This window comes from Undibacterium sp. SXout7W (assembly GCF_049339385.1).
Classification (GTDB): domain Bacteria; phylum Pseudomonadota; class Gammaproteobacteria; order Burkholderiales; family Burkholderiaceae_D; genus Undibacterium.
The window spans coordinates 216,121-240,653 of record NZ_JBMPPF010000002.1; the positions used below are offsets into that span (position 1 = coordinate 216,121).

Annotated in this window: 20 protein-coding genes; 13 read left to right on the forward strand and 7 right to left on the reverse strand. The window is 50.1% G+C overall.

All coding sequences use genetic code 11. The features are described from left to right. The first annotated feature begins 316 nt into the window (after positions 1-316). On the forward strand, positions 317-916 hold the full coding sequence (locus ACO0LB_RS03325; protein ID WP_423046458.1) for a hypothetical protein: 600 nt from the start codon (positions 317-319) through the stop codon (positions 914-916). Positions 917-1,016: 100 nt separating this feature from the next. Here the strand turns inward: ACO0LB_RS03325 and ACO0LB_RS03330 are convergent, their stop codons facing one another. Next, complete coding sequence (locus ACO0LB_RS03330) at positions 1,017-3,383, reverse strand: EAL domain-containing protein (RefSeq protein WP_423046460.1); 2,367 nt, start codon at positions 3,381-3,383, stop codon at positions 1,017-1,019. A gap of 596 nt (positions 3,384-3,979) precedes the next feature. Between ACO0LB_RS03330 and dbpA the strand changes: the two genes are divergently transcribed. Further along, the gene (dbpA, locus tag ACO0LB_RS03335) at positions 3,980-5,365 is read left to right on the forward strand and encodes an ATP-dependent RNA helicase DbpA (protein ID WP_423046462.1); all 1,386 of its coding nucleotides are present in this window, start codon (positions 3,980-3,982) and stop codon (positions 5,363-5,365) included. A 46-nt stretch (positions 5,366-5,411) separates the two neighbouring features. Here dbpA and ACO0LB_RS03340 read toward each other — a convergent pair whose 3' ends face one another. The 3 genes from ACO0LB_RS03340 to ACO0LB_RS03350 form a co-directional block, all read right to left on the reverse strand. Continuing rightward, positions 5,412-6,374: a VirK/YbjX family protein gene (locus ACO0LB_RS03340; protein ID WP_423046464.1), complete on the reverse strand. Its 963-nt coding sequence runs from the start codon at positions 6,372-6,374 to the stop codon at positions 5,412-5,414. A gap of 492 nt (positions 6,375-6,866) precedes the next feature. Continuing rightward, complete coding sequence (locus tag ACO0LB_RS03345; protein WP_423046465.1) at positions 6,867-7,586, reverse strand: superoxide dismutase; 720 nt, start codon at positions 7,584-7,586, stop codon at positions 6,867-6,869. A 118-nt stretch (positions 7,587-7,704) separates the two neighbouring features. Beyond that, a complete protein-coding gene (locus tag ACO0LB_RS03350) occupies positions 7,705-8,028 on the reverse strand; it encodes an NINE protein (protein ID WP_423046467.1) in 324 nt (107 codons plus the stop codon). Between the two features lie 281 nt (positions 8,029-8,309). Between ACO0LB_RS03350 and ACO0LB_RS03355 the strand changes: the two genes are divergently transcribed. The 3 genes from ACO0LB_RS03355 to ACO0LB_RS03365 all read left to right on the forward strand — a co-directional run bounded on the left by ACO0LB_RS03355 (position 8,310) and on the right by ACO0LB_RS03365 (position 13,348). Beyond that, on the forward strand, positions 8,310-9,329 hold the full coding sequence (locus ACO0LB_RS03355) for a transporter (RefSeq protein WP_423046469.1): 1,020 nt from the start codon (positions 8,310-8,312) through the stop codon (positions 9,327-9,329). Positions 9,330-9,620: 291 nt separating this feature from the next. Beyond that, on the forward strand, positions 9,621-10,916 hold the full coding sequence (locus ACO0LB_RS03360; RefSeq protein WP_423046471.1) for an HD-GYP domain-containing protein: 1,296 nt from the start codon (positions 9,621-9,623) through the stop codon (positions 10,914-10,916). Beyond that, positions 10,913-13,348, forward strand: coding sequence for a sensor domain-containing protein (locus tag ACO0LB_RS03365; protein WP_423046473.1), 2,436 nt, complete (start codon positions 10,913-10,915; stop codon positions 13,346-13,348). Before ACO0LB_RS03360 ends, ACO0LB_RS03365 begins: the two co-directional genes overlap by 4 nt. Here ACO0LB_RS03365 and ACO0LB_RS03370 read toward each other — a convergent pair. Continuing rightward, on the reverse strand, positions 13,312-14,088 hold the full coding sequence (locus tag ACO0LB_RS03370) for a tetratricopeptide repeat protein (RefSeq protein ID WP_423046475.1): 777 nt from the start codon (positions 14,086-14,088) through the stop codon (positions 13,312-13,314). The genes ACO0LB_RS03365 and ACO0LB_RS03370 overlap by 37 nt on opposite strands. Before the next feature lie 176 nt (positions 14,089-14,264). On the opposite strand from ACO0LB_RS03370, the gene ACO0LB_RS03375 reads away from it, so the two are divergent. The 5 genes from ACO0LB_RS03375 (at position 14,265) to ACO0LB_RS03395 (ending at position 18,051) form a co-directional block, all read left to right on the forward strand. Next, positions 14,265-15,167 (forward strand): methylglyoxal synthase, encoded by a 903-nt coding sequence (locus ACO0LB_RS03375; RefSeq protein ID WP_423046477.1) that lies wholly within the window; start codon positions 14,265-14,267, stop codon positions 15,165-15,167. A 49-nt stretch (positions 15,168-15,216) separates the two neighbouring features. Continuing rightward, positions 15,217-15,705: a phage regulatory CII family protein gene (locus ACO0LB_RS03380; RefSeq protein ID WP_423046479.1), complete on the forward strand. Its 489-nt coding sequence runs from the start codon at positions 15,217-15,219 to the stop codon at positions 15,703-15,705. Positions 15,706-15,767: 62 nt separating this feature from the next. Then, the gene (locus ACO0LB_RS03385) at positions 15,768-16,358 is read left to right on the forward strand and encodes a chromate transporter (RefSeq protein WP_423046481.1); all 591 of its coding nucleotides are present in this window, start codon (positions 15,768-15,770) and stop codon (positions 16,356-16,358) included. Continuing rightward, positions 16,355-16,951, forward strand: a complete 597-nt coding sequence (locus ACO0LB_RS03390; protein ID WP_423046483.1) for a chromate transporter — start codon at positions 16,355-16,357, stop codon at positions 16,949-16,951. The genes ACO0LB_RS03385 and ACO0LB_RS03390 overlap by 4 nt, the downstream gene beginning before the upstream one ends. 257 nt (positions 16,952-17,208) lie before the next feature. Further along, positions 17,209-18,051, forward strand: coding sequence for a hypothetical protein (locus ACO0LB_RS03395; RefSeq protein WP_423046485.1), 843 nt, complete (start codon positions 17,209-17,211; stop codon positions 18,049-18,051). On the opposite strand, the gene ACO0LB_RS03400 is transcribed toward ACO0LB_RS03395, so the two are convergent. Next, positions 18,031-18,468: a hypothetical protein gene (locus tag ACO0LB_RS03400; protein WP_423046487.1), complete on the reverse strand. Its 438-nt coding sequence runs from the start codon at positions 18,466-18,468 to the stop codon at positions 18,031-18,033. The genes ACO0LB_RS03395 and ACO0LB_RS03400 overlap by 21 nt on opposite strands. Before the next feature lie 271 nt (positions 18,469-18,739). On the opposite strand from ACO0LB_RS03400, the gene ACO0LB_RS03405 reads away from it, so the two are divergent. Together ACO0LB_RS03405 and ACO0LB_RS03410 are read left to right on the forward strand one after the other, a co-directional pair. Further along, the gene (locus tag ACO0LB_RS03405; RefSeq protein ID WP_423046489.1) at positions 18,740-20,182 is read left to right on the forward strand and encodes a PLP-dependent aminotransferase family protein; all 1,443 of its coding nucleotides are present in this window, start codon (positions 18,740-18,742) and stop codon (positions 20,180-20,182) included. Between the two features lie 173 nt (positions 20,183-20,355). Next, positions 20,356-21,678, forward strand: coding sequence for a dicarboxylate/amino acid:cation symporter (locus ACO0LB_RS03410; protein WP_423046491.1), 1,323 nt, complete (start codon positions 20,356-20,358; stop codon positions 21,676-21,678). A gap of 78 nt (positions 21,679-21,756) precedes the next feature. On the opposite strand, the gene ACO0LB_RS03415 is transcribed toward ACO0LB_RS03410, so the two are convergent. Further along, positions 21,757-22,998: a TCR/Tet family MFS transporter gene (locus ACO0LB_RS03415; protein WP_423046492.1), complete on the reverse strand. Its 1,242-nt coding sequence runs from the start codon at positions 22,996-22,998 to the stop codon at positions 21,757-21,759. A 78-nt stretch (positions 22,999-23,076) separates the two neighbouring features. Between ACO0LB_RS03415 and ACO0LB_RS03420 the strand changes: the two genes are divergently transcribed. Beyond that, positions 23,077-24,399 carry a hemolysin family protein gene (locus ACO0LB_RS03420; protein WP_423046494.1) on the forward strand — a complete coding sequence of 441 codons (1,323 nt, stop codon included), beginning with the start codon at positions 23,077-23,079 and terminating at the stop codon, positions 24,397-24,399. Positions 24,400-24,533 lie beyond the last annotated feature (134 nt).

Here is a 24,533-nt window from a genome sequence, read left to right on the forward strand (position 1 = left end):
ACGACGAAGGCTGTAGTTTGTACTCTGTGCTTGTACAGAGTTTCGTACCATCAGGAGCCATCATGCCGCTGGGGCAGTTTTGCGTAAGTCCTGCTCAATAAACATGGCAGCATTAAAAATCCGGGTCTGGCCAGCGCCGGGCGGAGTCAGCCGACATAAAATGACGGTGAATTTTACCCGTGATTTTCAATTGATTGCCAGATATTCACTTTTGCTTACTCTTTTCAGAAAGACAGATACCTGCATTGCCTGACAAGCGGCTGTTACGGCAGCTTATTTCCAGATATCAGACACTTACATTCATCAAGAAACACCTATGACACAACTGCAAGAAGAAACACTCCCCGTCAGTCTGGCCGATATGCTGCCCGTTGGGATGATTGCCAGCGGCGGTGCTGCTGCGACCGCTATGGCGTTGGTGGCGCAGCGCAAACGCTCTCAGGCGGGCTGGGAAGCCTTTCATTATGAACGCGCCTCTTCGACAGAATTTGATATAACCGGGGGGATTGCGGTGCATGCTGCAAACGCGACGCAGGGCAAAAAATGGCAGGAACCACATGATGCAATTCGGGTGACTGAGGCAGAAATTTTGCACGAGTTACAGCAAATGCAGCAGCGTGAAGCGCATACATCGTCGCTGCAAACTCTCCCACCACTTCCGCCACAACCGCAGCTTCAGCAAGGTACCCAAGCTGCACCCCAGCCTGCAATAAAGGCTTTTTCGGAAGTGAGCACTAACATGGTTCAGTCGACATCTGCCAGTGCGCAGCAATACTTGCAGGTCGTGCTTGCTTTACCTGATGACGAAGTGGGCAGGCAGCGGATTATGCGTGCGTTTCAGTTACAGGCTGATTTTTTCGGTGCGAAAGTCAAGGCGTGCTCGATCCATGATGCACATCCGATTACGATCATCTGAACCTTGAAGTAAAAGGGACAACGCCCCTGACTAGACGCATGTCTTGCCAGCCCGCGTTTTGGCTTAAAGCATCTCACAATGTGAATGTGAGCAGGCGCTACTATGTCTGCTGCCATTCCTTGGGAGTTGTAAAGTTGCCAGCCCATTCCATGACCTGCGCAGCAGGCATAGGACGTGCGATGCCATAGCCTTGCCCCAGCGTGCAGCCCAGTCGTATCAGGGCTTCACCTTGCGCATGTGTTTCCACGCCTTCGGCGATCACTTCACGCCTAAAGGCGGTAGACAGACTGATAATCGCACTGATCAGCGCCAGATCTTCCTGATCATCCAGCATATCCCGTACAAAGCTCTGATCAATTTTTAAAATATTGGCAGGCAGACGTTTGAGATAGGACAGCGAAGAATAACCTGTACCAAAATCATCTAAGGCAAACCTGACACCAAGCTGCTGGCAGGCCAGCATCACTTCGCGGACATACTGTATATCTTGTATCGCAGCGGACTCCAGAATTTCAATTTCCAGAAGTTGTGCCGGTACTTCCGGATATTGTTCCAGTATGCTGCGCAAGCGCGGCAAAAAATCCTTGGACTGAAAGTGACGTGCAGCGATATTGACGCTGACGATCCATGATTTTCCTGCCGTCACCCAGCAACGCAACTGCGCCAGTGCCTGATGCAAAACCCAGTCGCCGATATCAATAATCAGATCTGTTTGTTCAACTAACGGAAGGAAAGACAACGGGCCGACGATCCCTTTCTCCGGATGCTGCCAGCGTAGCAGTGCTTCCATGCCGATCACAGTGCCTTGCTGCATATCGACTTTTGGCTGGAAATACAGGCGAAACTCTTCATTTCGCAGGGCTTGGCGGATATTCGCCCGTTGGTTATGGTGGGTTCTGACTTCCTGATCCTGCTGTGCGTCAAACAGGTGATATTTATTCCTGCCACTCAGTTTGGCCTGATACATCGCCTGATCAGCGCAGCGCAACAGCGTATCGGGATTGATGTCGTCACGAGGGTACATGGCGACGCCGATACTGGCTGTCATATGGATTGTATGTTGCTCTATTGCATATGGTTGTGCCAACACTTGCAATAGTTTATTCAGGTTATATTCGACGGATTGACTGTCGGTCTGATTTTGCATCAGCACGACAAATTCGTCTCCGCCAAGACGAGCGATGGCATTTCCTTCTCCTGCATTATTCTCCAGTCGTCTGGCGACCTGCTGCAATAATTTGTCGGAAAATTCCTGACCGTATTTTTCATTCAGTTGATGAAAATGATCGAGATCCAGTAAACAAACGGCAAAGCTATTGCCCTGGCACTGTGCCTGCTCAATCGCCAGCGTAAAGCGATCCGTCAGTGCGGTCCGGTTTTCCAGTCCGGTGAGTACATCATGCACCGCCTGCCAGGAAATCTGGCTGAGCAGCAAGCGTTTTTCGCTGACATCCCGAAAAATCAGGACACAGCCCGTGCTGTCACCATTTTGTTGACGTATTGCGGTGGCAGTGTAGTTGACATCAATCGGTTTGCCGCTGCGCGACAGTATTTGCTGGTTATCGGCTTGTAATAAGTCCGTTTTCTCATCAATCGCTTCTACAAAGCGTCGCAGAGTATGGGAATGTACCGGGTCGGGCAAGAAAAAAATCTGTTGCAATGGTTGATCGTAAGCATCGTGGCGGTCCCAGCCGGTTAGCTCTTGAGCAACTTTATTCAGTGTCAGAACGCGGCCATGCAGATCGGTACTGATCACGGCATCACCGATCGAACTCAGTGTCGTTTCCGCTCTTTCTTTCTCGGTCGCCAGCTCTGTTTGACTCTGCTGTAGCGATGCCAGATGTGTCTGAACTTCTTCTGCCATGCTATTGAAGGTAGTGGCCAGCGCGCGAGCCTCGGTGTTGCCGACGACCTCCATCCGGACTGAGTGTTCACCGAGGCGAAATCGATTGCTGGCATTTGCCAGCCGGCGCAGGGTTTGTCCGGTGGAATGTAAAATCAATCCAAGAAAAAAATACACGGCGATGATCAAGCCCAATGATATTTTTAATTGTGTTTTGACTTTGTTCCAGATACGGGTACTGGAAGGGCGGGTGGTCGTCTGTAGTTGGAAGGTGGCTGTTTCGCCGTTGCTGAGAGGAATTTGTTGTGTCACCATTTCCACAGTGAGGGGCAGGCGTCGGATAAACCACTCGGGTGCGTCGTTGGGGCTTAAATGCTGTTCCGTTGCCTGGATGATTTGTTGTCCGTACTGCCAGCTGAGTTCGCCGATTTCCTGACTGCTGCTGACTTCCTGTTGCAATAATTGACGTATGCGGGAGGCATCTGCCTGATCAGACAAGCGACTGAGCACCGGTGGCAGAAAGTGTTGTAATTGACGTAATTCGGTACCGGCACGCTGGCGGGCATCACCGGTTTCTGACTCAATCATCAGGCTGTAGCGTATACAGCCGACAAGGACGATCATCACAGATGCCGGAATGAAAAGTCTTGTATAGACTTTGGGCTTAGACCAGCTTAGCAAGAATTTTTGTAATGTATGCACAAGTTCAACAAAGATATCCAGTGAGTGTTTCACAAAAAAAGACCATCACAGACGCATTTGATGGTTAATTTATCATGATATTGCTATTAATTTTAACCGGAACAAATACGCTTGTTCTCTAAAATAGTTGATTTCAGGGAAATGTTTACTGAAAGTGTCTTTTTTTTAAACCCTCTTTGTATTAAGCGAAGTACATCAAATACCAGTTTTCTTCTTCTTTTCCGATGACAAAAAAAGAGTTCCTGACGTGTTTTATTCGATACTCTGCGCTCAGTGTCAAAGCAATTCCGTCAGAACAGACGGCATGACCTACAATACGGGCATTGCTACTGCCATTGATGGAGTTATTCATCAATTCGTGAGTTGTTTGTGTTGTGATCCGCTTCGCTCTTGGTGTCTTTCATGTGCATCATCAGATGCCGGATCAAATGCATCAACACCGAAGCCGGATTTTTGCCACCATCCGGCTCACGGCACATTTTTTCACCTGCTTTACAGAAACGAATAAGAAAAATCCCATGTCCGACCCTACTGCGTTCAGTTCCCTTCCTTTATCTGCCGCCATTCTTTCCAATCTGGAGAGTCTGGGATATACCACCATGACGGCGATTCAGGCTGCCAGCTTGCCTATCGTCCTGCAACAGCGGGATCTGATTGCACAAGCCAAGACCGGCAGTGGTAAAACTGCAGCATTTGGTCTTGGTATATTAGCCAAGCTGAATCCGACTTATTTTGCGGTACAGGGGCTGGTGATTTGTCCGACGCGGGAACTGGCCGATCAGGTTGCCAATGAATTGCGTCGTCTTGCCAGAGCCATTGAGAATGTGAAAATTCTGACCTTGTGCGGTGGTACTGCCATGCGTCCGCAGATTGCTTCTCTGGAGCATGGGGCGCATATCGTTGTTGGCACGCCGGGGCGTTTGATTGATCACATCAGTCGTGGCACGATTAATCTCAATACCGTGCAGACGCTGGTACTGGATGAAGCAGATCGCATGGTAGATATGGGCTTTTATGACGATATTTACGACATTGTTGCCGCGTGTTCGCCACGCCGCCAGACTTTGCTGTTTTCAGCCACTTACCCGGATAATATTCGTAAAGCCAGTGAGCAATTGTTGCGCGATCCTGAAGAAATCAAGGTGGAATCCCAGCATGCGGCGAATCATATAGAGCAGTTGTTTTATCTGGTCAGCCCCGAGGCACGCAACCAGGCGGTAGCGCGGCTGTTGCATCACTATCAGCCTGTATCAACGATCGCATTTTGCAATACAAAAATTCACTGCCGGGAACTCACCGAAGAATTGCAGGCACAAGGTATCAGCGCGCTGGCGTTGCACGGTGATCTTGAGCAGCGTGACCGGGACGAAGTGCTTATCCGCTTTGCCAACCAAAGTTGTTCCGTGTTAGTTGCTACGGATGTGGCAGCCCGTGGTCTGGATATTCAGACATTAGGCGCGGTAATTAATGTTGACGTCTCGAAAGATACGGAAGTGCATATTCACCGGATTGGGCGTACTGGCCGTGCGGGCGAGAAAGGCCTCGCTCTGAGTCTGGCAACGTCCAATGAGAAAAAATGGGTTCGCCTGATCGAGGAATATCAGGGGGAACCTGTGCAATGGGCAGATTTCAGTACGATAGAAGAAGCGCCTGAGCAGACGCTGGAGGCACCGATGATGACCGCCTGCATCATGGGCGGCAAAAAAGATAAATTACGTCCCGGTGATTTGCTTGGTGCCCTGACGGCTGATCTCGGATTAAAAAAAGAACAGGTCGGTAAAATTAATGTCTCTGAATTCGTCACCTATGTCGCGCTTGACCGGCATATTGCCATCAAGACGATAGACCGACTCAGCCGCACCAATATCAAAGGGCGGCAGTTCAGAATGCGTGTGATTGATTAATGTGATTGATGTATGACTGAATTGCTGGCAGCGGAGACAGGTGCTGTCAGCGCACCAGCAGTTGTTGCTGTATTGATTCGAGTAAGGCACTGCGGCGGCGATATTCACTGCGCTTGTTGGAAGGGCGGCTTTCTATCGGTTTTTGTTCGCCGTACAGAGGCAGATCAAAGTTGCCGCGGTTGTTGACGGTAGCGCCCGCCAGCAGCCAGAGTTGATCATATTCCGCATGAATGTTTTTTTTCAGGCGATAGCGCCATGCACCATAGATGTGGTTGAGCTTGCTGATGCACTCAATATGGCTGCAATCCATTTGCTGAGCAATACCGCGCAGTGCCTCGATCAGCAATAAGCGAGGCTGTATGCCATGCAGGGAGTGCGTGGCTTTTCTCAGCATGTCACGACAGCAATGCTTCGATGATTGTATGCCACCCACTTTGATGACGGTTTGTTGCCCTTGTCTGAGCATCGTGAATGTCAGATACAGCAGTGTTTGCCCGTCAAAATTCAGCGCCAGCGTAATGCCACCTTCACGCTTAAACGCACTGTCACGCAGCATGATCAGAGAACATGGTTCTCCGTGTTTACCTTCAAACTTGCAGAGTTGAACCCGATTACCACTCATGACATCGCCAGTCTGGCGGCTGCCCAGCAATGTCGGCAGCAATTCAAAATGCCCTTTCAGCAAACGTACACGATGCCGGGCACAGATATTTTTATCAAAAAAAGGCCGGTGTATCGCTTCGATCAGCCCGGGCTCTGCATGAGCAACATCATGCAGATAACTATTACGCAAAAAACGAAACCACGAGGCACTGGCACGGAAATGCAATAGCGTGCGCAACAGGAATTTACCTTGCTGTCGCAAATCTGCTTTGTGTGATTGATTCATCACCTGATATGCCCAGCCGACATCCGCCACAAGATGTGCGGCAGATCTTGTGGGCTGGTGAAGTGGTGCAGGTTTGCGATATGTAGCACCCTGCGTCAGGTTTTGATCAAAAAATAACACTGTAAGCTGGTTGTTTGTAACGTAATGTTGCGCATTGTAACCCAATGCGGTAGCAAAAAATCGTTAGTTCTGTAAGGCCGGGTATGTGAGGTAATTTTTTCTGAAGCGGCATCATGGCGAGCGCTATCGCGTGATTGCTTGGTGGTGGTCGAAAATCTTGCTGACTAAGGTGTAAAACGCGTTTCAGAGGGGGCATGACACGGCGTGGATATTGCCAGACTGGTATTGTTTCTGTAAATGTAAATAATTGTTAAATATATTGCAGTCATTCATTTAATGTGAGAATGACATGCCCGATTGTGCAACCGTGCTTCAATAACGCTTACATGTCATGTTTCTACGTAACTAGAGGCAACTCGAAGTAGTTCGAATAAATCAAGTAACATTAGCCCTTCTGCCACGACTGATCCGGGCTGAAGGGCTGATGTAGGGATGGCCTGAGAGGGTAGAGAGGTAGAGATGGGGGGAGTTGATTGTCAGGCAGTCTCAGTGTTATCCCAGATTATCGGCGGCAAAGCCCCAGTTGATGAGCTTGTCCAGCGCTGCATTGACATAATCGGCACGACGGTTCTGGTAGTCGAGATAGTATGCATGCTCCCAGACATCAATCGTGAGCAGCGGTTTTAGCCCTTTGGTTTGCGGCACATCGGCATTACCGGTTTTCACGACCTTCAGCTTATCGCCATCGAGTACCAGCCAAGCCCAACCACTGCCAAACTGACTCAGTGCTGCAGCGGCAAATTCTTTTTTCAGCGCTTCTACGCTGCCAAACGACGCTTCAATTTTTTGCTTTAATGCCAGTGGCGGTACGCCGCCGCCATTCGGTTTCAGACTGTTCCAGTAAAAACTGTGATTCCAGATTTGCGCCGCATTATTGAACACCACCGCCTTATCGGCCTGATTCGCGGTGGTCATGATGAGTTTTTCCAGTGACAACTCTGCCAGTTCATTGCCGGTCAGCATGCGGTTCAGATTATCCACATACCCTTTGTGGTGCTTGCCATAGTGAAAACCCATGGTCTGGGCGGAGATCACCGGACCCAGCGCGTTTTCTGCATAAGGCAAAGGTGGCAAGGTATGGATGGTGGCGGCTTCCGTGCGCCCCGCAAATCCACCGAATGCCAACAACGTCGCGGCACCAGCAGCAGTGCCAAAAAAATGGCGGCGACTCTGAGAATGGTGAGAATCGGAGAGAATATCTTGTTGACTCATGATAGGTGTCCTTTTTGATGTAGCGAAATGGCTGCAAGGGTTTGGCTGACAATATGAGGGTGATGCCATCGGGTGGATATTGTCACGCCACCCTTGATGCGATTGAGCAATAGCGAACTCAGGTCCATAGCGTGAGTTTATTACCTTCTTTGTCGGTGAAAGCACCTGCGATGATCATGATGAAATCAATCAGTGCCCATATTCCAAATCCACCGATGGTCAGTAATTGCAGAATTCCCGTTCCAACTTTGCCGACATAGAAACGATGTACTCCCAGAAAGCCGAAAAAAAAGCACAGCAGCATCGCAGGCAGAATACGTTTATCTGTATTGCTGACGGGCGTTTGCACAGCGCCGCAGCCAGGGCAGTATTGAGCACTTTGATGCATCTGTTTGCCACAAACACGGCAATATTGCATCTGAAATTGGGGAGACTGATCCATGCTTGTCCTCTTGTGCATGCAGAAATCGTACAGAAGTTAAACGTCCAATAAGGATGATATTGGCATGCTTTTCATCTCCATGTTGAGATTTTTATACAGTCGCGAGTGACCCAAGTACATACCTGTACGCGCTACGGCGCGACAAGACACGTTTGCAAAGAAAATACTGTTGTCAGATTTCATGTTTATGATGTCATTCATGCGTATTGCATGTCAGTCAGCACCAATGTGGGATGCTGACTGTTTTACAATACTGATTCATATTCAGTTCAGGAATTCAGATGGTGTTAGATAATTTGTCGTATGGTTCAGACCACTCTGGCCTGATTTGTGGTTATGTTTTTGAGCGTAGTCAGCCGGGTAAGTTGCTGCATACCCGCGACGTGCTGGATTGGCTGCATCAGCACAGAGATGAACGTCAGCATTCATTTATCTGGCTGCATTTCAATCTCTCGAATGTGGCGACAGAAAAATGGCTGCACGAGCATGCCAACTTACCCGAAGAATTCTTTGAAACCCTGCATGAGGGCTCACGCTCCACCCGCATTGAACACGCTGATCACAGCCTGATTGCCGTGGTGAATGATGTCTTGCACGACTTCGCGTTTGAAGCATCTGATATTGCTACTCTATGGCTGAACGTGACCGGAAACGTCATGATCAGTGCCAGAAGAAAGCCCCTGCAATCCGTCGATCGTTTGCGGAATGCCGTCAATCATGGAGAAGTGTTCCACTCGCCGACTGAATTACTCACCCATCTGCTGCGTGATCAGGCCGATGTGCTGATCGGGATTGTGCGGAATGTGATCAAAAAAATCGATGATATTGAAGATCATTTGTTAGCGGACAGACTCAATCACAAGCGGGCCAATCTGGGTGAGTTACGACGGGTGCTGGTTCGTCTGCAACGATTACTGGCGCCGGAGCCTGCCGCCTTGTTCCGTCTGTTACAGCGACCACCGATCTGGGTTGAAGAGCGTGATATTCAGGAATTGCGGCAATCGACTGAGGAATTTGCGGTCGTACTCAGCGATATGGCATCACTGCAGGAACGAATTAAGTTGCTGCAGGAAGAAATTGCCGCCAGTGTGAACGAACAAAATAACCGCTCTTTGTATGTATTGACGATCGTCACCGTGCTGGCGCTGCCTATTAATATCATCGCTGGTTTGCTGGGGATGAATGTTGGCGGCATTCCTTTGGCGCAGCACGAATACGGCTTCTGGATCATCGTTGCGATTGTTGCGACCTTTACCGTCATTGCTGGCCGGCTGGCATTCCGGAAAAACAGACAAGACTGACGGAAGTTTCTTCAGGCCTGATTGCCCGCCAATATGGCGATGTTGTACGCCGTTGAAAAATTCCCGTACGAGAAAGACTTATACATAATGAATTACCCCGGTCAGGTGCATAGCGTCGCATGGCCGATTTTGCATAAGTCCTATGAAATACCGTTGTTGTACTAATGATATGGCGATTCTGGTGAAAACCTGTTGTACCATTCGAAAGTAATGGTTTTTTCACTCAATGCATGTTAAAAATACAACTTCACCAACCTCCACTGCAACGCCTGTTTCCAGAAAGCGGGTTCCATGACTGACATTCACACGCAGTTTATCGACGTGGCGCAATTGCGCATTGGGATGTTTATTTATCTCGATATGGGATGGATGGATCATCCATTTCCAGTCAGCAATTTTAAAATCAGCAGTCAATCTCAAATTGAAACTTTGCAGTCTCTGGGGCTGGAACAGATTCGTTACGCGCCGGATAAAAGTACGCCAGAATCACAAGACGCTTCTGACCCCACCGGCAAGAATGCCGATAAAACCGTTGTCAGCATTGTGCCTGAGTCCGCCGCCTCTATTGCCGCACGTCAGCGCAAGGAATTGCTGGCGGATCAGCAGGCCAGTCTTCAAATCTGTGAGCGGCAATTTAGTCATGCTGCGCAGACATTTAAAAATGTCACGGACATTATTCACGCGCAGCCTGCACAGGCCAAGGAGTTGACAGAGCAACTGATACAAGGTTTTCTGGGGCAGGTTCTGGGGGAAGAAGAGGCGGCTATCCGCTTGCTGTCAGAAAAGGCAGGTGAAAAAACCTCACTGCATTCCATGAATGTGACGGTAATTTCCTTGTTGCTGGGAAAGGCTTTGCAGCTTGGTAAAGCAGAAATGCTGGAACTGGGTGTGGGCGCGATGTTGCACGACATTGGCAAAATTGAATTGCCGGACAGATTGCGCTGGCTCGACGATCACTTTACGGTATCTGAAAAGCAGCTATATAACGAACATGTGATGCATGGTGTGAATCTGGCCCGAAAAATGAATTTGTCGCCGAATACCATGCTGCTGATTGCACAACATCATGAACATGCTGACGCCAGCGGCTATCCTAGTCGTGTGCCTGGTGAAAAAATCTCTCCCATCAGTCGTATTGTGGCCTTGGTAAATCAGTACGATAATTTATGCAATCCCTCTAACCCGGCACTGGCAATTACTCCGCATGAAGCCTTGTCGCAAATTTTTACGCAATATAAGCCACGCTTTCATGTGCCGACGCTGACCGCGTTTATCCGCATGATGGGAATTTACCCACCCGGGTCCGTGGTACAACTGACAGATGAGCGATATGCTCTGGTCGTTTCTGTGAATTCGGCACGTCCGATCAAGCCAAAAGTGGTGATTCACCAGCCATCAATCCCTCGGGAAGAAGCGCTGGTGATTAATCTGGAATATGAAAAAACGCTGTCGATACAGCGCAGCCTGAAACCTTTACAGTTACCCAAAGCGGCCTATGATTATTTATCGCCGCGCAAACGACTGTGCTACTTTTTTGAGCGCGGACTGGAAGCAGAAACCGATACCGATGACGGAGGTTCACTGTGAAACCACATCAATGGCAGGCATTGATTGAAGGTATGCTGGAAGCGGTTATTCTGGTCGATCCGATTCCCTTGCGTATCATGGCTGCCAACCGCACTGCACATCTGCTGTTGCAAGTACCTGAAGGAAGTTTGACGGGGAAGGCCATTGTTGATCTGTTAGCTGCGCCAGAAGATGTGTTTTTTTGGGAAGATGTCGCAGCGGGTTTATCTGAAAATATTTATTCTGAGACTTTATTGCAGCGTTCGGATAAATCCATCGTTCAGGTGCAGCGTCGTGTCAGTCTGGTGCGTATCGGTAACGATAGTTCGATCTTTGTGGTGGCGATCAGCGACAACACCAATCAGCGTCGTGTTGAGCATGAGCTGGAAAAATTGATCGCCGAATTGCGTGCCACACTGGAATCAACAGCGGACGGCATTCTGGTCACTAATCTTGATGGTGCCATTCGCAGTTATAACCATCTGTTCGCCGAATTATGGGGATTGCCATCTGATTTGCTGACACAACGGGACGATGGCGCAATCTATGCGTGGATGGATAAATGCATGGTTGATGCCGATCATTACAGCGAACGTCTGAGCATCATCACCCGTTCTCCGCTGATGGAGGCAACCGATGTGCTGGTACTGCGTTCCGGCAAAATTCTGGAGCGGGTCACGTTGCCGCAATATGCGCGTGGACGTCCTATCGGCAGAGTGTATTCTTACCGTGATATCACCCAAAGGCTGGCAGACGAAGCGCGCCTGCAACTGGCAGCCAAGGTATTTGAATCCAGCACGGATGCAATTTTCATCACCGATGCTGAGCAGAAAATCATTACCACGAATCCCAGTTTTGAACGCCTCAGCAGTTATACCGAAGAAGAAATGCTGGGCAAGACAGCAAAAGATTTTTTCAGTAATGAAAACAATGCCGTACAAGTGAATCATTTGCTGGCAGAGCTGGAGGAGAAGGGATATTGGGAAGGCGAGCTGTGGAATCATCGCAAGAACGGGCATGCTTATCTGTGCATGATTTCGCTGGTGCGGGTGCAGGATGACAAAGGCGAAACTATCCACTACATCGGTTTTTTCAAAGACCGGACTGAAACCCACGCTGCTAAACAAAGAATCGAAGAGCTGGCATTTTCGGATGTGTTGACTGGCTTACCCAACCGTTTGTTGCTGTCTGAGCGCATCAAGCAATCCATCACCATCGCCAGCCGCCAGCACGCCACCTTTGCCCTGCTTTTTCTCGATCTTGATCACTTCAAGCAAATCAACGATTCACTCGGTCATCCTTTTGGTGACAGGGTGCTGCTGGAAGTGACTGAGCGTCTTAAAAAATGTATACGCCAGGTCGATACCGCAGCGCGTCTTGGTGGTGATGAATTTGTGTTGTTGTTACATGAAGCGAGCGCAGACGGTGCGGAAGTCTGCGCTCGGCGTGTTCTGGAAGAATTGTCTCTGCCTTTCTGTCTGGATGGCATGAATTTCACTGTCACTGCCAGTATCGGTATTGCCTTATATCCGGAAGACGGAATGAACATGGCAGACCTGATCAAAAATGCAGACAGTGCGATGTATCACGTCAAGGAACGTGGGCGTTCTGGCTTCCGTTTTTATCAACGCCAGATGAATATCGGATTATTGTCCAGAATGAAGCTTGATCACGCTATGCGGCAGGCGCTGGAGCATCAGCAATTCCGTTTGCATTATCAACCTCTGATTGATTTGGAAACGAATTCTGTGATTGGTGCTGAGGCATTGCTGCGCTGGCACGATGCCGATCTCGGCGAAATCAGCCCGGCGCAGTTTATTCCGGTAGCAGAAGCATCTGGTGTGATTGTGCAGATTGGTCAATGGGTATTGCAGACCGCGATACGCCAGGCGGCATTGTGGAAACAGCAGGGGTACGTGCTCAGGGTATCGATTAATGTCTCGGCGTTACAATTTCAACAGGCGAATTTTGTGGATAGTGTGGCGGAAGCCCTCAGTATGCATGCCTTGGATGCGAATTGTATTGAGCTGGAATTGACAGAATCGATACTGATACGTGATGTCGAAGAAGCATTTAAAAAGCTGGAATCGCTGGCAGCACTGGGCGTCACTTTATCTATTGATGATTTTGGTACCGGTTATTCGAGCCTGAGTTATTTGAAACGTTTTCCGATCAATAAATTAAAAATTGATCGTTCTTTTATCGACGAGCTGCCGGACGATGAAAGCGATGTTGCGATTGTGACCGCGATCATTCATCTGGCACATGCGTTGAAGTTACGAGTCATCGCCGAAGGTGTGGAAACCGGCCAGCAACGCGAGTTTTTGCACAACATGCAATGCGATGAATTGCAGGGATTTTTGTATTCTCCTGCCTTGGCGGCAGAAGAATTTGAGCAATATTTTCTCTCCGTTAATCAGGAATGGGCGTGCCATAAACGCGTGTCGTCGTGAATTTCTGCAATCTGTTCAGCCGTTAATGCATTGCTGACCAGATCACGACTATCAAAAGACATGATGCCGGCATGCAGGCTGGCTTGTAGCATGTACCGATAGCCGCGCAACAGATTGGTTTCAACGCCCTCACCATGCAGGTAATGCAAACCAATCTGAAACTGTGCGGCAGAGAGTCCATGATCGGCTGCCTGTTGCAGCCAGTAAAAGGATTTCGTCGCGTCTTTATTGACACCAGTCCCGCTGGCGTAGAGTAAACCTAAATGGTATTGCGCACTGCTGTTGGCTTGTCTGGCAGCCTGTTGATACCAGTAAGCTGCGGCTTCAGCGTTGTGTGCGGCGTTGTGTGTGATATCGGAACTGTTTTCGTACAGATAACCCAGCGCCAGTTGCGCGGCGGGCATGCCTTGCTGGGCGGCCTGCCGGAACAAGCTCAAGGCATGCTCCTCATCTCTGTCGATATCTTCGCTGGTCAGATAAATCAGCCCCAGATTGGTTTGTGCTCCGGCGTGTCCCTGTATGGCAGCCTGACCCAGCCAGTAGATCGCTTCATCCAGACTGTATTCCGCGCTGTCGTCTTCCAGTATTGCCAGCGCCAGAGTATTTTGTGCTTCGGCGTTGCCTTGCAGCGCTAATTGCCGTAATTCAAGCAGATGATCACTGACCTGGCTATCGCCCAGAGCCACCGCGCAGGACGCTAGCACCGCCAGCGCTACCAACAGATGTCGCCAGTGTTTCATGATACCTCCGTCAGTTGTTTCGATCTATTGCTCATCGTACCCACGTCTTGGTCCTGAGATATGTCGCTACTGTTGATTTCAGTAACAAAATGTAGGTGCTGAACTGGCAAGCCTGCACAACACAAGGTAAACTGCGTCACCGGTTTTTACATCTGCTCACAAGAAAGGCTCTTCCCGTGACCGCTGCACCGATCAAAAAACTTCGTATAGGTTTGATTGCCAACCGTTCTCATCAGGACGCCCAGTATTCTGCTTTGGTACAGTTATTACGAGGCGCCGCTGACGCATTGGCGCATCTGCAAGTGGAACTGGTGGTCGTGGGGCGTACCTTGGATGCCATTGCCACGCATGGCCTGATGGCACTGTGTCCACAGGTTGAACGTTTTCCTTATGGTCGTGATGGCGGTCTCATGAAACTGGTGTCACGTGTGGTGGATACCGATCCCGCACGGGCGGTGGATGCAGTGATTTATCTGATTGATCCGGTTGATCCTTCATCCGTGTTTCCTGAGGCAGCCGCCTTGAAGCGCCAGTGCGTGATTCATCGCAAACCGTTTCTATCCACATTGGCCAGTGCCCTGGAATGGCTGGAAATCGAAGCCGTGGCAGCCGGTGCGGTACCGAATGCAGCACTGAATGCCAGTTTTCATACTCAGCAGGAAGGCATTGCGCTGATTGCGCACGATGCGATGAAAACCAGAATGCTGGAGCTGGCCGAAAAGCATTTTGATTTGCTTGATCGCTTTTCTTTTCGTTATGCGACAGGAACAACGGGTGGCTTGCTGAATCAGCTGGCGCAAAAAATCAAAGGTGTGGATGCAGGACGTAACTGGGTTAAACCTTTTTTGTCCGGGCCACTCGGAGGTGATGCGCAATTGGCAGAACTGGTACTGGATCGACAAATCCGCCGCATCCTGTTTCTGGAAGATCCCCATGTGGCACGTCAGCATGAAGCCGATATTCAATTGCTGGAAAGAGCCGCACGTACAGTCACCGATTTTTCTCAGGTGATTAGCGAAGTGAACGGCGCTGACCGCTGGATGCAATTGCTGTCGCGACGTATGGCTTTACAGGCCTGATAGAAATGTTGATTTCTACATTTTTCAGGATACTTGATCAGGACACGATATGACTCGCAGATATTCAGACATGAACCAGCATGACGCTTTGTACAAGGTCGCGCGCGCTTATCCCGGCGGGTTGGAGGCACTGGCAGCGCGCATGCAGATTTCGGTCAATGTCCTTCGCAATAAACTCGCTCCCGGGATTGAAACCCACTACCCTTCATTTGAGGAGTTGTCCCAGATTATCGAACACTGTCAGCAGGCTGGCGTCAAGGATGCCCATTTGCCGCTGCACGCGTTACTGAGCAGGCATGGTATGGCGGCGTTTATTGTTCCCGAGCCGGAGATTACCAGTGGTGATGATTTATCGCAGACAGTGTGTCGTGTCATGAGTCGTGTCGGCGATGTAGCGGAGGCAGTCTCGACCGCATTGCTGGATGGTGTGATTACCGATGTGGAAGCAGATCTGATCGAGCGCGAATTTCAGAGTGCACTGACGGTGCTGGGTGAGTGGCGTGCCAGAATCCGCGCCCATCGCCATCAACAGGAATAAACACTCAACACAGAAAAGGCGTCTGATTTAAAATAGGGGCTCTTCTGATGTTCCGCTGCCCCATGTCTACTGATCCCGCTCCCCTTCATGCTGATGCGCCTCTGGCGCGTCCTGAGTCCCTGACTGATTTATTTTTCTCGTTCACCTGGCTGGCTCTGCAAGGTTTTGGCGGGGTTATGGCGATCGTACAAAACGAGATCGTCGAACGAAAACGCTGGCTGTCGCCTGAAGAATTTCTGGAAGACTGGGCAGTTGCCCAGATTATGCCGGGACCGAACGTCATGAACCTGTCGATGATGCTCGGTAGCCGTTATTTTGGCCTGGCCGGTGCGTTGACGGCGCTGGCGGGAATGCTGGCCTTACCGTTGGTGATTGTCGTCGGCTTGGCACTGTTGTACGGCGAATTTGCCTCTCATCCCGGTGTGGCAGGCGCTTTGCGCGGCATGAGTGCCGTGACTGCCGGGCTGATTATTGCCTCCGGTCTGAAACTGGCTCCAGCGTTGAAATACCATCCGCTGGGATGGCGCTCGGCAGTCATGCTCAGTATTCTCTGTTTCATTTGTGTTGGTCTGTTGCGTTTGCCATTGGCCTATGTATTGTTCGGGCTCGGTGGCCTGGCTTGTGTCTGGACTTACAGAAAGCTGCGTTCATGAGCGTTGAACATTTGCCAGTGATACAACTGACCTTGGATTGGACTGACTGGTTGCAGCTATGGTTGCATTACATGATGCTGTCCTTATTATCCGTTGGTGGTGCAATTTCGACCTTACCTGACATGCATCGTTATCTGGTTGATCACCAGCATTGGCTCAGTGATGCACAATTTAATGCTTCACTGGCGATTGCGCAGGCTGCACCGGGGCCGAATGTGCTGTTTGTCGGGTTGATGGGCTGGAACGTCGGAATGAATGCCGGCAACATCTGGACCGGCCTGTTTGGCATGATGATTACGATGACCGGGATCTTGTTGCCCAGCGCGACGCTGACATATAGCGCCGCCCGTTGGGGGCACAGGAATCGCGAGTTGTTATCGGTACGCAGTTTTAAATTGGGCATGGCACCGATTGTGATTGGTCTGCTGGTAGCGACGGGCTGGATTATGGCAGCATCGCATCACGAGGTATCACGCGACTGGCCATTATGGGTATTGACTGCCGTTTGTACGCTACTGGTCTGGCGCACCCGCATTCATCTGTTATGGCTGCTGGCTGCTGGTGCTGTCATGGGCGTGATGGGAATGGTCTGAAGCAGATACAGGCAGCTTATTCACATCGCAGTGGCAGTATCAGCATCAGGAGTTACGCAAGACGGCTCTGGCGACGTGCTGGCTCCAAGCTCGTACCGCCTGTCGACTTGCTTTGCCGGGACAATGTTGGGTTAGTCCTCCGTATTATTTTGTTGAAATATCAATATCAGATCAGCCGTCAACATTTGTTACAGGTGATAAGCGGACTTTGAGGTATGCTTGCCAGCTTAAAATTCTGCCAAACCTGACCGTAGCCTATGAAGTTGAGCATAGAAGCACCTGAAAACGAAGTCGCCTTGCCGGGCGAGGTGCATTTGCATATCCGCTTTCGCCCTGCTAATTTCTTCGGCATCGTACTGGTTATTTTGCTCCATGCAGTGCTGCTTTATTTCATTTTGCATATGCATGCGCCAACAAAACAAGGTGACAATGCCGGGACGCCAAATCCCATCGTGCTGATGATTGATAAGGCCACGGTGAAGAAAATGGCAGCGGCAGAAACCAAAAAAAGCCAACCTAAGCCCCCACCTCCTATTCCGCATACCAAGAAATCGATTACTCCGCCTGTCATTCCACCGGTCGTGGCGACTCAGTCACCGGTGGTACAGCCGCCTCCGGTGGCCGAAGCACCGCAGCAAGATATGATGAGCATGCTCAATGCTGCCCGGGCACGTCGTCAGGTCAGCGAGCAGGAAGCGGCGCAGGAAAACGAGAGCAGTCGTCAGGCTGGCCGTGGTATGAGTCCGCAGGAAGTGGCAGAGGCCAATGTGCGCAGTAGTATGCAGCAGGCTGCGGGGCGCGATGGCACCAACGGTGTATTTCAGGTACTGAGCAAAAGTACCCGTATGGCCACATTCTCTTTCAATGGCTGGCGACCGAATTCTAATAACCGCTGGAGACAGGTCATCGAAGTCGATGCCGGTTTGGGTGGCAATGTTGAGTTGGCCATCGTACGCCGTATGATAGAGCTGATTCGCTCCCATTATCAGGGTGACTTCCAGTGGGAATCACGACGTCTGGGGCAAGTCAGAACATTGTCCGCCAGACCCCAGGATCAGAGCGAGCTGGAAGCCTTTTTGTTAAAAGAGTTTTTTAGTTAAAGTATGTTCTGTTGAGACATTCCTTTTTGGGATGCCTTCACTCTGGCGGTCATTCGTCGTACCAGCGCGTTGAACCAGCTGGCATAAGGCTTTCCAACTGCGATGGCATTGCCGAAGCCAGTTTTTGTCATTTTCCTCTATTCTGATGTTACAACTGGAGTGTGCTTCCAGCTGTAACCAGCCACTGTCTGCGATCAGATAATAGTCTTCCTGCGATAGCCGCAGAGTAGTCGGGACAGCGAATCCATCCGTTGTACAGATGGTTCTGTTGATCGTCAATGTACCTGATGCCAGATACAAGAAACTGCCAGCACTGGCATGCCAGTCGTAACGCTGCCCCGCTTGCAAGGTTTTCACACTGCTGTTGCTGCTTTTGCTGGTGTCAGTGAGGTTGGCGGTGTTGTTGATTCTGTTCATGCTGTTTCTCCTTTGGTACCTGCGCTGGCGATATAAATGAATGAGAACAAACGGATGAGAACAAACCGATGGGGCGCAGGTGTTACCACAGCATAAGCATTGTTGATGTGCGCAGACAGACACAGAATGTCGGCTTCTGTATCGTATCAAACACGAATTTTTGCATCTGTTATCGTCAGTATTATGTTCAACTGTATCTGTTCGTCTTCGGCCCGAACAGAGATGATCAATTCCTGTGTTTTCAGGCACAGACTTCTGACAGGTGATTTTGATGCATACCCAGACTCCAGCGTTGTACCGGCAATTGTCGGCACATTATCTGAGCGCGATACAAACCGGTACCTTGGCCACCGGTGACCGCATGCCATCGGTTCGTAAGCTGATGCAGATACATCACGTCAGCCTATCGACCGCCCTGCAATGTTACCGTCAGCTTGAAATGGAAGGCTGGCTGGAAGCCAGGCCACGTTCAGGCTATTTTGTCCGCCAGCCGCGTCGTTCGCGTCTGATTCCGGCGCAGGAGCCAAAGCCAATGGCGCGTATCGATCCGGCACAATATGTTGGCATTCATGAGCGGGTATCAGCGATCATTGCCAAAGGTCAGCGTGCCGTCAGCGTCAACCTTGCGCGCGCCACCGGTGCTGCTGAGCTTTATCCACATCAGGCCTTACGTCGTTTGGCGGGAAGTGTATTGCGTCAGCATCCCTATTTGCTGACGAAGGCGATTTCACCCGGTGGTAATGCTGAACTCAAAACCGTAGTGGCCAGACGTGCATTGAATGTCGGTATCAGTACCGTGGCAGAAGACGTGATTGTGACGAATGGTTGTATCGAAGCGCTGAACCTGGCCTTACGCGCTGTTGCGCAGGCAGGTGACGTCATTGCAGTGGAGTCGCCGACGTTTTACGGCTTATTGCAGGCGTTGGAAAGCCTGGGAATGAAAGCGCTGGAAATTCCAACCAGCCCCAGCACCGGCATATCGATCGAGGCGCTTGAGCTGGCGATACAAACGTATGCCAATATCAAGGCTGTCGTGGTAGTACCGCATTTACAGAATCCACTGGGCAGCATCATGCCCGACCAGCACAAACAACGCTTGCTGGCCTTATGCGAGGCACAGCAGATTCCATTGATTGAAGATGATTCTTACAGTGCGCTTGTGGACAGCGACAGCATACCGACAGCGATCAAACACTGGGATCGGACTGGCAACGTGATTTATTGCACGTCACTGCATAAAATTCTCGCTCCCGGAATGCGCATCGGCTGGATGCTTGCCGGACGCTGGCATGCCCGTGTCAACATGCTCAAATATGCGCAGACACGCTACAACGAAGAGCTGTCGCAGGCGATTGTGGCGGCGTTTATGCAATCGAGTAACTTTGACCGTCATCTGCGTCAACTACGCAGCACCTTGTCCAGGCAAAGAGAATCGATGGTAGAGGCAATTGCCACGTATTTTCCGGAAGGCACCCGGCTCAACCTGCCGAATGGCGGTATTTCTGTCTGGGTAGAGATGCCGCAGGCAGTATCCTCCATGACTGTATTTGATGCGGCACTGGAACGTGGCATTCTGGTTTCTCCGGGTTTGTTGTATTCCAATTCAAATCGTTTTGATCATTTTCTCCGCCTGAATTGCGGGACGACTCCTTCACCGCATCTGGACAAAGCCATGCGTACACTCGGGCGGCTGGTCACAGACTTACAAAATTAAATACGATTTTGTCATCCGAAAAAAAGGTGAGTTAACAGGCGCGTGTGGAAACCCACAATTGCCGGAATTTCTGCTGTTTTTCATAATGGGACTATCGACGGAAAAATGATTCCGCGTTGTTGAGCGTTGCTGTCTGGGCGCGCAGCACATCATTCCTATAACGGAGATTCAGGATGAACAAGCCCCCCTTTTACAAGTCTCTCTATTTCCAGGTCATCACCGCGATTATTCTTGGTGTCTTGCTTGGACATTACTATCCCGAATTCGGCGCCTCGTTGAAACCATTAGGCGACGGATTTATCAAACTCATCAAAATGATGATTGCACCGATTATTTTCTGTACCGTGGTGGTGGGTATCGCCGGTATGGAAGACATGAAAAAAGTCGGTAAAACCGGTGGCATGGCGCTGCTGTATTTTGAAATTGTCAGTACCTTGGCATTAATTGTCGGTCTGGTGATTGTCAACGTTGTACAGCCTGGAGCAGGTATGCATATTGATGTGCATACACTTGATACTAAAGGCATTGCTGCTTTTACCGCACCAGGTAAGATGCAGACAACGATAGAATTCGTGATGGCGATTATCCCGACGACAGTCGTGGATGCCTTTGCAAAAGGCGAAATCCTGCAAGTATTGCTGATCTCGGTATTTTTTGGTTTTGCTCTGCATCGCTTTGGTGGTCGCGGTACCTTGATTTTTGATTTCATCGAAAAAATGTCCCACGTCCTGTTCGTCATCGTCGGTTACATCATGAAGGTAGCTCCACTCGGTGCGTTTGGTGCGATGGCATTCACGATCGGTAAGTTCGGTATTGGTTCACTGTTGTCGTTGGGATATCTGATGGCGACTTTCTATGCAACCTGCCTGATCTTCATTTTTGTTGTTCTCGGAACGATCTCCAGACTGCACGGCTTCAGTGTCTGGAAGTTCATCAAATACATCAAAGAAGAATTGCTGATCGTATTAGGAACTTCTTCTTCTGAATCTGCCTTGCCTGGCATTATTGCTAAACTTGAAAAACTGGGCGTAAAAAAATCTGTGGTCGGTCTGGTGATTCCAACGGGTTATTCTTTTAATCTGGATGGCACGTCTATTTATCTGACAATGGCAGCAGTCTTCATTGCGCAGGCGACGGATACACCGATGACATTGGTACAACAGATCACCTTGCTGGCAGTATTGCTGCTGACATCCAAAGGTGCTGCGGGTATTACTGGTAGTGGTTTCATTGTGCTGGCAGCGACTTTGTCCGCAGTAGGCGGGATTCCGGTAGCAGGTCTGGCATTGATACTCGGCATTGATCGCTTTATGTCGGAAGCCCGCGCGTTGACCAATCTGGTCGGTAACGGTGTTGCAACCATCGTCGTTGGTAAGTGGGGAAATGACGTGGATATGGAGCAATTACATAAGCGTCTGAATAATGAAGTGACGGATGATGAAGAGGAGCTTCCTGTCTCTGTTTCCGGTCATCCAGCAGTTCATGCAGCACATTAATTGATGATCTGATACTCACGATATCAATCAAAAAAAGCGGACCATGTGTCCGCTTTTTTTATGTCATACCAAAAACGTTTATTGATTTCTGACCTTGATTAACAGATGTCGTGCCGCCAGAATCAATGCCAGCATTTGTACGCTGGCAGCCATGAAAAACGGTGCTCCCAGCCAGATACTCCCTGCAGGTTGATGGCTGACTCGTGCCAGAATGGAGGTTCCGGCCAGAGTAGCAGCCACGCTCATAATACTGGTCAGCGCGGATAAAGAACCCATCGCGACACCCTGAGAGCGAACATCCACTGCCCGTGAAAATATGGCCTGCATGGCCGGACCGGCAGCATATGCCAGTACATTGCATAAAATCAGGACGTACATCATCCAGCCCTGGCTCGCAAAGCCGTATAAGGTTAATGCGATGCAGGAAGAGCATAGTCCTGTCAGCACGGCTCTGGCATCACCGATTTTCTTGATATATGCGCCCAGAAATACACCCTGCATCAGTACGCTGGAGATGCCTACTAAAAATAAGGAGAGGCCATTTTGCAGCGGTGACCAGCCAAAACGCAATTCTGTAGAGAGCACCCAGGTTGTTTGCAAGGTGAACTGCGCAAACATACTGAGTGCATAGACCCACACCAGCGGGCCGACGCTATTCAGATGTGCCAGACCGCTCAGGCCTGCAAATGGGTTTGCCGAACTCAATGAAAAAGCCTTGCGGTGACTGAGTGGCAGTGATTCAGGTAAAGAAAAATAGCCGTAGGCCACGTTCATCAACGAGACGGCTGCGGCCAGATAAAACGGATAATGGATATGCATTTCACCCAGAATACCGCCGAGTACAGGGCCGCAGATAAATCCCAGACCAAACATCGCGCCGATTTTACCTAGCGCTTTACTGCGGTTTTCTGGCGATGAGACATCCGCAATATAGGCGTTTGCCACAGACAAGTTACCTGCCGTGACACCGCCAAACGCACGTACGACCAGCAACCAGAAAATACTGGTAGCCTGAGTCAGCATCAGAAAATTCATTCCCAGACCAAAGACGCAGGTCAGTAACACAGGACGCCGTCCATATCGGTCACTAAGCGCCCCGATAATGGGCGCGCAGAAAAATTGCATCACCCCATACATAGCGACAATGGCACCGTACCAGTAGGCTTGCATGTCTGCCTGTTGCGTAAATGAGCCAACCAGCCGGGGTAAGACCGGGATAATCAGGCCAATGCCTAAAATATCCAGAAATACCGTAATCAGCACAAAACGGACATTGGTGGCAGGTGGTGAAGCGGTGACATCATTCTTTGGTGAAGGCATATCGGCGAGCTTTCTGGCGGGATCGTAAAGGCTTGATAGTATATGATGCGCATAGAACACACGAGAACGAGTGCATGTATGGCCTTATTTGACCACTTCCTGATCATCGCCCTGCTGGTCGCAATCAGCGCTTTTTTTTCCATGGCAGAAATTTCCCTGGCGGCTGCCCGTAAAGTCAAATTGCAGGTGCTGGAAGCGGAGGGTGAAACCCGCGCTGCCAGAGTCTTGCAATTGCAGCAGGAGCCAGGACATTTCTTTACCGTTGTGCAAATTGGGCTGAATGGCGTTGCCATTCTTGGCGGTATTCTCGGAGAGCAAGCGCTGACACCTTATTTTGCCCGTTTGCTACATTCTCTTTTCGGCGACATCGCCTGGGTAGAGACCGTCAGTTTCCTGAGTTCTTTTTTATTTGTCACGTCGATTTTTATTCTGTTTGCCGATTTAATGCCTAAAAAACTGGCAATGATTGCGCCAGAGTCAGTTGCCATGCTGGTGGTGACGCCGATGTCGCTCTGCGTACGTGCTTTCAAGCCGCTGGTATGGGTATTTAACGGATTGTCGGAATTATTCTTCCGCATACTGCATTTACCGACTGCCCGCGATGAGCAGATCACCTCTGACGAAATTTATGCGATGGTCGATGCCGGCGCCGAAGCGGGTATCTTGCAGGCACGTGAACATCATATGATCGGTAATGTGTTTGAGTTGGAGAGCCGGACGGTGCCCAGTGCGATGTCGCAGCGTGACAGCATCGTGTTTTTTACGTTGCAGGATAGCGATGTGACAATACGGCAAAAAATTGCTGACCATCCGCATACCAAATTCCTGGTATGCGATGGACATATTGATAATGTGGTCGGCTATGTCGAATCCAAAGACATCCTTAAACGGGTGTTGACGAATCAGCCCTTTTCCAAGGTACAGGAGCTGTCATTGCGCACCGCGCTTGCCGTTCCGGACTCACTGACCCTATCGGATATGCTGGAGCAGTTCAAAGGCACACGTGAGGATTTTGCCGTCATTCTGAATGAATATGCGCTGGTGGTCGGTATCATCACGCTCAATGATGTCCTGAGTACGTTAATGGGGAATCTGGTGCATCCGTTTCTGGAAGATCAGATCGTTCAGCGTGACGCGGCTTCCTGGCTGATTGATGGTGCGACGACGATAGAAGACGTGTGCCGGGCGCTGGAGATAGATTCCTTGCCCGAGCAGGGCAGCTATGAGACTATTGCGGGCTTCATGATGACGATGCTGAAAAAAATCCCGAAACGGACTGACTACGTCATGGTAGGCTCGTATAAATTTGAAGTCGTCGATATCGATCATTATCGTATCGATCAACTGCTGGTGGTGCGCATGGATGCACCGCCCGCATCCCCCGGTGCATCCACCGGATAATGCAACAGGCAATCAACGCCGCCAGTGACAGACTGACGGCGTTTTCGTTTTTTACAGTACTTATAGAGCTTAAGGGCTTACAGGACTTACACACACCACAGCAGCGTGACCGTTTGTATCGTGACGATGGTGTA

Excerpts from the sequence above, each read along its gene's own strand:
- ACO0LB_RS03325 (WP_423046458.1), top strand. The coding sequence starts at position 317 with ATGACACAACTGCAAGAAGAAACACTCCCCGTCAGTCTGGCCGATATG.
- ACO0LB_RS03330 (WP_423046460.1), bottom strand. The coding sequence starts at position 3,383 with ATGATCGTCCTTGTCGGCTGTATACGCTACAGCCTGATGATTGAGTCA.
- dbpA (WP_423046462.1), top strand. The coding sequence starts at position 3,980 with ATGTCCGACCCTACTGCGTTCAGTTCCCTTCCTTTATCTGCCGCCATT.
- ACO0LB_RS03345 (WP_423046465.1), bottom strand. The coding sequence starts at position 7,586 with ATGAGTCAACAAGATATTCTCTCCGATTCTCACCATTCTCAGAGTCGC.
- ACO0LB_RS03350 (WP_423046467.1), bottom strand. The coding sequence starts at position 8,028 with ATGGATCAGTCTCCCCAATTTCAGATGCAATATTGCCGTGTTTGTGGC.
- ACO0LB_RS03355 (WP_423046469.1), top strand. The coding sequence starts at position 8,310 with ATGGTGTTAGATAATTTGTCGTATGGTTCAGACCACTCTGGCCTGATT.
- ACO0LB_RS03360 (WP_423046471.1), top strand. The coding sequence starts at position 9,621 with ATGACTGACATTCACACGCAGTTTATCGACGTGGCGCAATTGCGCATT.
- ACO0LB_RS03370 (WP_423046475.1), bottom strand. The coding sequence starts at position 14,088 with ATGAAACACTGGCGACATCTGTTGGTAGCGCTGGCGGTGCTAGCGTCC.
- ACO0LB_RS03380 (WP_423046479.1), top strand. The coding sequence starts at position 15,217 with ATGACTCGCAGATATTCAGACATGAACCAGCATGACGCTTTGTACAAG.
- ACO0LB_RS03385 (WP_423046481.1), top strand. The coding sequence starts at position 15,768 with ATGTCTACTGATCCCGCTCCCCTTCATGCTGATGCGCCTCTGGCGCGT.
- ACO0LB_RS03390 (WP_423046483.1), top strand. The coding sequence starts at position 16,355 with ATGAGCGTTGAACATTTGCCAGTGATACAACTGACCTTGGATTGGACT.
- ACO0LB_RS03395 (WP_423046485.1), top strand. The coding sequence starts at position 17,209 with ATGAAGTTGAGCATAGAAGCACCTGAAAACGAAGTCGCCTTGCCGGGC.
- ACO0LB_RS03400 (WP_423046487.1), bottom strand. The coding sequence starts at position 18,468 with ATGAACAGAATCAACAACACCGCCAACCTCACTGACACCAGCAAAAGC.
- ACO0LB_RS03405 (WP_423046489.1), top strand. The coding sequence starts at position 18,740 with ATGCATACCCAGACTCCAGCGTTGTACCGGCAATTGTCGGCACATTAT.
- ACO0LB_RS03410 (WP_423046491.1), top strand. The coding sequence starts at position 20,356 with ATGAACAAGCCCCCCTTTTACAAGTCTCTCTATTTCCAGGTCATCACC.
- ACO0LB_RS03415 (WP_423046492.1), bottom strand. The coding sequence starts at position 22,998 with ATGCCTTCACCAAAGAATGATGTCACCGCTTCACCACCTGCCACCAAT.
- ACO0LB_RS03420 (WP_423046494.1), top strand. The coding sequence starts at position 23,077 with ATGGCCTTATTTGACCACTTCCTGATCATCGCCCTGCTGGTCGCAATC.